Origin of the sequence: Hubeiibacter jixunmingi, assembly GCF_041928215.1 — a bacterium.
Classification (GTDB): Bacteria; Pseudomonadota; Gammaproteobacteria; order Pseudomonadales; family Moraxellaceae; genus Acinetobacter.
Map to the genome: position 1 here is coordinate 20,154 of NZ_JBHFHK010000028.1, position 6,868 is coordinate 27,021.

The 6,868-nt window shown below is 41.2% G+C and carries 6 protein-coding genes; 5 read left to right on the forward strand and 1 reads right to left on the reverse strand.

The features are described 5' to 3' along the window. Positions 1 to 79 precede the first annotated feature (79 nt). On the forward strand, positions 80 to 694 hold the full coding sequence (locus ACEYX7_RS06055) for an SPOR domain-containing protein (RefSeq protein ID WP_374803255.1): 615 nt from the start codon (positions 80 to 82) through the stop codon (positions 692 to 694). Between the two features lie 107 nt (positions 695 to 801). On the opposite strand, the gene ACEYX7_RS06060 is transcribed toward ACEYX7_RS06055, so the two are convergent. Further along, positions 802 to 1,665 carry an SDR family NAD(P)-dependent oxidoreductase gene (locus ACEYX7_RS06060; RefSeq protein WP_374803253.1) on the reverse strand — a complete coding sequence of 288 codons (864 nt, stop codon included), beginning with the start codon at positions 1,663 to 1,665 and terminating at the stop codon, positions 802 to 804. 222 nt (positions 1,666 to 1,887) lie between these two features. Between ACEYX7_RS06060 and phoB the strand changes: the two genes are divergently transcribed. The 4 genes from phoB to ACEYX7_RS06080 all read left to right on the forward strand — a co-directional run bounded on the left by phoB (position 1,888) and on the right by ACEYX7_RS06080 (position 6,823). After that, a complete protein-coding gene (gene phoB, locus ACEYX7_RS06065) occupies positions 1,888 to 2,586 on the forward strand; it encodes a phosphate regulon transcriptional regulator PhoB (RefSeq protein WP_374803251.1) in 699 nt (232 codons plus the stop codon). Positions 2,587 to 2,622: 36 nt separating this feature from the next. After that, complete coding sequence (phoR, locus tag ACEYX7_RS06070) at positions 2,623 to 3,678, forward strand: phosphate regulon sensor histidine kinase PhoR (protein WP_374803249.1); 1,056 nt, start codon at positions 2,623 to 2,625, stop codon at positions 3,676 to 3,678. A 118-nt stretch (positions 3,679 to 3,796) separates the two neighbouring features. Then, a complete protein-coding gene (gene uvrA / locus ACEYX7_RS06075) occupies positions 3,797 to 6,628 on the forward strand; it encodes an excinuclease ABC subunit UvrA (protein ID WP_374803247.1) in 2,832 nt (943 codons plus the stop codon). A gap of 48 nt (positions 6,629 to 6,676) precedes the next feature. Then, on the forward strand, positions 6,677 to 6,823 hold the full coding sequence (locus tag ACEYX7_RS06080; protein ID WP_374803245.1) for a GmrSD restriction endonuclease domain-containing protein: 147 nt from the start codon (positions 6,677 to 6,679) through the stop codon (positions 6,821 to 6,823). The last annotated feature ends 45 nt before the right edge of the window (positions 6,824 to 6,868 follow it).

The window sequence follows — 6,868 nt, forward strand, 5'->3', positions numbered from 1 at the left end:
CAACACGACTTATCCTATAGAGACGTTGAGATTGATGATTAAAAACTGTAAATTTAAATTTATTGTCTATGGTTGAACCATGTCTAATCCCAAAAAAATCTCATGGTCACGTCGCCTAAAAAGCGTTGTACCACGTCAAGAACAGGATCCAAAGAAATTCAAACTACCTGAATGGTGGTGGATTCCTGCCTTCTCGTTGTGCTGTATGGTGTTTTTATTTGCGTTGTTGTTTTGGCAACCATGGACACCTGTCACTGTCGATCCTATCGAACAAGCGGCATCAGAAGCGATTGCGAAGCAAGAGACCAATAAAGACTATCGTTTTTATGATCTTTTGCCACAGCAACAGGTGACACCTATTCCATCACGTGCGACGCAAGAAAAAGAAACACCTCAACCAATCAAAGCACAAGCTACGTCTGAACATTCAGATGCTGAAGTACCTGCCCAAGCACAGTATATCTTGCAAATTCGTAGCTACGAAACTGCTGATGAAGCAGATGCACGTCGTGCAGAGATTTTACTTAGTGGATTATCCGCTGAAATTCATATCGTCAGTGAGAATCAAAAGATTTGGTATCGTGTGATTTCTGGTCCTTATGCAGGTGAAGCCAATGCTCGCCAAGCACAGCAAATTTTGAAAAATAGTGGTATCGATTCAATCTTATTGAGCCCAAATCAAAACCATCCATAAACACTGTGGATAAGTAGTATTCCTTGTGGATAACTGCTTTTGCTGTGGATAAGTCAGATAAAAGCCCAATTCACAATTGAATTGGGCTTTTATTTTTTAGTAACTTGTTAAGCTTTATTTTTCTTTTTCAACGCTTTGATTTTTTGTGCCAACTTTAAGCCCTTACTTAACACATTTTGGTAATGACTTGGGGCGATACGCTGCACAATGTCCAAAATCTTGGCATCATTCCCAACCAATACACGTGCCTGATCATGCTCAACTGCGTCCAGAATTGCTAAAGCTGCATCTTTTGGTGACATGGTCAATTTGCTGTCGAAAGATTGTTTTGCACCTTGTGGGTTGATTCCCAAACTTGACAAGCTGTCGTCCATCGCTGCCGATTTGGCAATATTGGTTTTGATGCCTCCTGGATGCACACTGGTGACGCTGACATTGGATTTTTGAATTTTTAATTCTTGACGCAACGCTTCGGTAAAGCCACGTACGGCAAATTTACTGGCATTGTACGCCCCTTGTGATGGCTGGGCGATTAAGCCAAAGAGACTAGAAATATTGACGATATGCCCAAAATCACTTTGTTTTAAATAAGGTAAAAATTCTTTACTGCCGTACACCACGCCCCAAAAATTAATATTCATGACCCATTCAAATTTATCATAAGATAAACCTTCCAAGCTCGCCCCTAGCGTCACACCAGCATTATTAAAAATATAATTGATTTTGCCATGTTGTTGTTGAGTTTGAGCTGCCCAATCTTGTACTTGTTCTAATTGACTGACATCAACCGTTTGCGTGGTGACTTTAATTGAATAACTTTTTAATAAATCTGCAGTATGCTGCAAATTTTCTGCATTCACATCGCTGAGTGCCAAGTGACAGCCACGTTTTGCCAACTCGATTGCCAAAGCTTGCCCAATACCTGAGCCTGCACCTGTGATTGCTGCCACCGCTTGATGAAACTTGTTCATGTATCATTTTCCTATTCAATATATCATTCAAATATCATGTACTGACTATAACACAAATTGCATAACAACAGCCTAAGATTAAAGTTTAATCTTGTAGCTTATCTAAGATTAGTCATTGGAGATTTAAATCAGGATATAAAAATATCAAAATTTCTTTCCCTAAAATATGCTTTCACTGCTAAAATTTAGCAATATATTTAATCATATTACATTGAGAATATCATGGCTGAGCAACATATTTTAATTGTCGATGATGAACTGGCAATTCGTGAGATGATCCATACTGCTTTGGATATGGCGGGTTTTGAGTGCCAACAAGCCAATGATGCTCACCAAGCATTACAAATGATCAATGACCAACGTCCTGCATTGATTTTATTAGATTGGATGTTGCCTTTTGAGATGAGTGGCATTGACCTATGTCGCCGTTTAAAACATGATGAAAATTTTGCTGAAATCCCTGTAATTATGCTCACCGCTCGTGCTGAAGAAGACAATAAAGTCTTAGGCTTAGATGCAGGTGCGGATGATTATATGACCAAGCCTTTTTCTACCCGAGAGTTGGTATCTCGTATCAAAGCCGTGTTACGCCGTTCTAGCCATCTCAAAAATGATAAAAATATTGATATCAATGGTTTAACTTTAGATCCAGTTGGTCAGCGTGTCAGTTTCGATGGACAATTGATTGAGCTTGGACCGACTGAATATCGTCTGTTGGCATTTTTTATGACCCATCCTGAGCGTGCTTATAGCCGTGCTCAAATTCTTGACCAAGTGTGGGGCGGTAATGTCTATATCGAAGACCGTACCATTGATGTGCATATTCGCCGTTTACGCAAATTGCTTTCTCCGTATGGCGTAGAAGAATATGTGCAAACCGTACGTGGTACAGGCTATCGTTTTTCTACCAAAATTGAATAACGTTTATTTTAATTGCAGTAGAAAAGGAAAAATCATATGCCAGAATTTACCTTAAACAATCCATCTTCGTCAGTCATGAATCTTGCCAGTGCGGTGATTTTGTTAGACGCAAAGCAGAATATTTTGTGGTGGAATCAACAAGCTGAAGATCTGTTTGAATTAAACACCACACATTTACAGCAAAATATCACCAAAGTGATTGCATCGGTGAGTTTTACTGATTATCTGAAAAATTTCCAACAACAACCTGATGGTATTTTGATTGCTGATGAATTACGTCGCTCTGCCTTAATTCGTCTAAGAATCAATGCCTTTGTCGATAATCAACAATTATTATTGGCTTATGATGTGGCAGGTATTCGCCAATTAGAACAAATTCGCAAAGACTTTGTCGATAATGTTTCACATGAATTACGCACGCCTTTGACCGTGTTGAGTGGCTATTTAGAAACCTTATCTGATTCGGATGATATGTCGCCACGTTGGAAGCGTGCTTTTGATCAAATGCAACAGCAAACTCGCCGTATGAATGCTTTGGTCAATGATTTATTGTTTTTATCTCGTTTGGAAAATGAAGCACCGCAAGCCCCACGCAAATTTGTCGATATGGCAGAATTAATGCATCAAGTGTTTGATGATGCACAAGGCTATAATGCGGAATATGGACATAGCTTACATCTACGTGTCGGTAGCCATGATGATTTACTCGGTTCGGAAGTCGATCTTGCTAGTGCCTTTAATAACTTAATTACCAATGCCATCAAATATACGCCACGACATGGTGATATTTATATTTCTTGGCAAAATCAAGGCGATGAAGTGGTCTTTTCGGTACAAGATAGCGGTATTGGCATCAGCCCACAGCATTTACCCCGCTTGACCGAGCGTTTTTATCGGGTCGATACAGGGCGTAGCCGTGCCACAGGCGGTACAGGCTTGGGCTTGGCGATTGTCAAGCACGTTTTGGCACAGCACAATGCTCGTTTGGAAATTGAATCAGTGGAAAATGTCGGCTCAACCTTTAAAGTGATTTTCCCTGCCGAGCGTATTCATCGTGCGGAGCAAAATGCGGGATTTATTGATTTTGAATAAGATTTTTTAGACTGATTTCATGTTTGCAAATGCTGTATACACTGTGTAAGCCATCGGCATTTTTTGGTGAATTATGCTAGACTAAAAGGTTCTATTTCCGCATACATTTGAGTGTTGCATGAGCCAAAGTCATATCCGTATTCGTGGTGCCAAAACCCATAATTTAAAAAATATTAGCCTAGATATTCCACGTGATAAATTTGTGGTGATTACAGGATTATCAGGCTCGGGCAAGTCCTCTTTGGCATTCGATACGCTCTATGCCGAAGGGCAACGTCGTTATGTCGAAAGCTTATCGGCTTATGCTCGTCAGTTTTTATCACAAATGGAAAAACCCGAAGTCGATAGTATCGAAGGCTTAAGCCCTGCGATTGCCATCGAGCAAAAATCTACCAGTCATAATCCACGTTCAACCGTTGGCACGATTACCGAAATTTACGATTATTTGCGTTTGCTGTATGCCCGTGTCGGTACGCCATATTGCCCTGAACACGACCTGCCAATGGTGGCTCAAACTGTCACTGAAATGGTTGATATTGTTAAAGAATTAGAAGAAGGCACGGCAGTGATGATTTTGTCGCCTGTAGTGCGTGAGCGTAAGGGCGAATACTCTACCCTATTGGAAAAATTACAAGGGCAAGGCTTTGTGCGTGCTCGAATTGATGGTGAAATTATCGAACTAGATAATCCGCCAATTTTGAATAAAAATAAAAAGCATAGCATTGATGTGGTGATTGACCGTTTTAAAGTGCGTGATGATTTGGGTAATCGTATTGCTGAATCTTTAGAAACTGCTTTGCGTCTTGGCAATGATTTGGCGATTTTGGCACTTATGGACGGCGAAACACCTGAACGCGTGTTTTCTGCCAAACACAGCTGTCCTGAATGTGACCGAGCAGTTGCCGAGCTTGAACCACGTTTATTTTCGTTTAACAATCCTTATGGGGCGTGTCCTGTCTGTGATGGCTTGGGTACACGTAGTCATTTTAGTGCCGAAAAATTATTACAAAATCATGAATTGTCATTAAGCCAAGGCGTAATTCGTGGTTGGGATAGACAGCGTCCGTATTATTTTACTTTGATTCAAAAAGTAGCTCAACATTTTGATATTCCAATGGATTTACCTTGGCAAGAATTGTCCAAAAAACAGCAAAATATTATCCTGAATGGTTCGGGCAAAGAAAAAATCGACCTGTCTTATACTGATGAACGTGGACGCAAACACAATCGAGTCATTCCTTTTGAAGGCGTATTACCGCATTTGGAACGTCGCTATCGTGAAACCGAAAGCAGTCATGTGCGTGATGATTTGGCACAATATTTATCTAATGCCGCTTGTAGTGCTTGTGACGGCTCACGTTTGAATGATATTGCCCGTAATGTAAAAATCTTAGATAAAAATATTGCCGAAATTACCAAAATGTCGATTGGTGATGCCGAGCAATATTATCAAAATCTGAATTTAGACGGTGCCAAAGGCGAAATTGCCGATAAGATTTTTAAAGAAATCCGTGAGCGTTTGCATTTCTTGGTCAGTGTTGGTCTCAATTATCTTAGCCTATCACGTTCTGCTGAAACCTTATCGGGCGGTGAAGCTCAGCGTATTCGCCTTGCCAGTCAAATCGGTGCAGGTTTGATGGGTGTGATGTATGTGTTGGATGAACCGTCGATTGGCTTGCATCAACGTGATAATGACCGCCTGTTACAGACCTTGATTCGTTTGCGTGATTTGGGCAATACCGTACTGGTGGTTGAGCATGATGAAGATGCCATTCGTGCTGCCGACCATATCATCGATATTGGTCCTTTTGCAGGGGTGCATGGCGGTGAAATCATTGCCGAAGGAACTGCCAAACAGCTAGCCGAAAATAAAAATTCACTGACAGGACAATATTTATCAGGCAAATTAAAAATCGCGGTACCGAGTGAGCGAACCAAACCACCACGTCCTGATGAAAAAGTGGTGCTGACGGGTGCGACGGGACATAATCTAAAAGACGTGACTTTGAATTTACCGACTGGCATCATGACTTGTGTTACAGGCGTATCAGGTTCAGGCAAATCGACCTTGATTAACCGTACTTTATTGCCATTGGCTTTGACTCAACTCAATGGGGCAACCACGCTGAATGCGGAAAAATTCCAATCTATTGATGGTTTACAATATTTGGATAAAGTGGTGGCGATTGACCAAAGTCCGATTGGGCGTACACCACGTTCTAATCCTGCGACTTATACAGGTTTATTTACGCCATTGCGTGAGCTGTTTGCACAAACCACCGAAGCCCGTGCAAGGGGTTATAGTGCAGGGCGTTTTTCTTTTAACGTGCGTGGTGGACGCTGTGAAGCCTGTGAAGGCGATGGCATGATCAAAGTGGCGATGCACTTTTTGCCTGATATGTATGTGCCGTGTGATGCCTGTCATGGCAAGCGTTATAACCGTGAAACGCTAGAAGTGCATTATAAAGGCAAAAATATTTCTGAAGTGTTGGACATGACCGTGGAAGATGCTTTTGAATTTTTTAACGCCATTCCTGTGATTGCACGTCGTTTGGAAACTTTAAAAGAAGTGGGCTTGGGTTATACCAAGCTAGGACAATCTGCTACCACTCTATCAGGTGGTGAAGCTCAGCGGGTAAAACTTGCCAAAGAGCTTGCTAAGCGTGATACAGGCAAGACTTTGTATGTGTTGGATGAGCCGACCACAGGTTTGCATTTCCATGATATTGCCAAATTGTTGGATATTTTGCATACCTTGCGTGATAAGGGCAATACTATCGTGGTGATTGAGCATAATCTTGATGTAATCAAGACCGCAGATTGGGTGATTGATCTTGGGCCTGAAGGCGGTTCGGGTGGTGGGCAAATCATTGCCGAAGGCACGCCTGAAGACATTGTCAAGGTTGAAGCATCGCATACAGGGCGGTTTTTAAAGGCGTTGTTGAAATAGATTCTAACGTTCGAATAAACATTGTTTAGAGAGTTTAAGGAGTATAAAATGAAAACAGAGTTATTCTCTATTTCAAAGATATTTACAGAAAGATTATTACGCATTCCAGATTATCAGAGAGGGTATGCTTGGTTAGATAGACAACTGAAAGACTATTGGAATGACATTAGACCTCTTGCGAAAGTTTTGATATAATGACAAGATGAGATACGAAACAATCAAGGGCTTTAGCGACAGCCA